1 protein-coding gene is annotated in these 1,521 nt (G+C 68.2%); it reads right to left on the bottom strand.

All coding sequences use genetic code 11. From position 1 onward, the window contains the following. Positions 1–4 precede the first annotated feature (4 nt). On the bottom strand, positions 5–1,411 hold the full coding sequence (locus ACXMYJ_RS29065; RefSeq protein ID WP_135357696.1) for an IS1380 family transposase: 1,407 nt from the start codon (positions 1,409–1,411) through the stop codon (positions 5–7). Between the last annotated feature and the right edge of the window lie 110 nt (positions 1,412–1,521).

The following is a 1,521-nucleotide window of genomic DNA, read 5'->3' as shown; positions in this document are numbered from 1 at the left end:
GGTTCTATCCGAAGGCGGTGCGGATGCGTTGCCAGGCGGCCGCGATCTGCGATGCCCACCGCCAGGTGACATCGATACGTAGTCGCAGTTGGCGTGCGCCGCGGGTGACACGGGCCGCGACGTGCAGGATCCGGTAGCGGAATGTGGTGATCTCGGCGCGGGCCAGGCCGGGGTGGTCGCTGAATCCGATGAGCCGGCACCAGGTGACCAGATCGGCTGCGGCCAGCACGATTTCCAGCCATGCGGCGTTGGCCCAGAAACCGTGGCACGGCAGGTTACCCAGGCCGGTGGCCTTCAGTTCGCGGATACGGTCTTCGACGCGGGCGTGCTGACGGTGCCGCAGCTCCAGACCGGCGACTTGGCCGGGCACGATGCCGGCGGGGGTGTCGGTGATGAACGCGGTGACCCGCATGCCGTCGGCGTCGGTGAACCGCAACTGCGCGCCGGGGTGGGGGCGTTCCTTGCGCAGGATCAGCCGGGTCCCGGTCGGCCATGAGGCCAGGTTGACCAGGTCGGTGGCCTCGGCAACCCAGGCCCCGTCGCGGATACCGCCGTCGGTGTCGATCGCCGGATACCATCCCTGACCGAGGTTGAGCGTGTCCACGGCGTCCTGGACGCGCCAATCGACGGGGTACCCGAAGGAGAACCCCACCCCTGCCGCACGGCATGCTTCGGCGAATTTGTGGGTGGCTCCGGCGGTGTCGCAGCGCACCAGCACGTTCGGCTTATCGGGGTCGTCGGGATGGTCCGGGTCGGGCCGCCACCGCGGCGGCAGGGCGGCCAGCGCCTGCTCCAGGACGATGATGTGGTCGCTGGCGGTGTTGGAGCCGGCGTTGCCGGTGCGCAGCATCCCGGCCAGGGCTTCCCCGCCGGCGATCTGCGGGCGGTCCAGAAACGCCAGCAGCGGATGAAGACCGAAGGTCTTCTTCCAGGTCGGGGCAGCCCCGGCTTTGTTGTCGGAGTGGTCGATCACCAGGGTGGCGTCGATGTCGATATGCAGCCAGCCATCAGTGGTGGGGGCGGCTCCGGCTTGCCAGGCCGCCGCCCGCGCAGCGGCCCGTGCGGCCCGCACCCCAGGCAGGTGCGCGGCATCGATGCGCTCATCGACCAACCGCCACATCGTGGTCGTCGACGCCTTCGCGCCGAACACATGCTCACGGTCACCGCACAACTGGCCGACCCCGTCAATGCAGTCCGCCCCGTCGGCCACCGCGGCCGCCAGATCGGCGAACACCTCCCCGGGCGCATACACCCACGGGCCGCGGTAGGTGTCCGCCAACGCGGCGGTAACCTGCGCCGATAACCCCGTCCGGTCGGCGAGCTCACGCAGTATGCCCATCCCGGCATGCGACACGACACCATGGCCGTCGGCCGAGACTTTCACCCGCGATGCCACCGCGATATTCTTCACCTGCGAAGTGCCTTCCAGTCAGGATATTTGAACCGTCGAGAAGTCCAATTATCCCTTGCAGGACAGGCACTTTCGCTTATCTACACCCGACACCCACAACATTTCACGAA

The organism is Mycobacterium sp. ZZG, from assembly GCF_054786995.1.
Note: the sequence above shows the minus strand (reverse complement) of the source record. Positions and strands in the feature narration are given on the sequence as shown.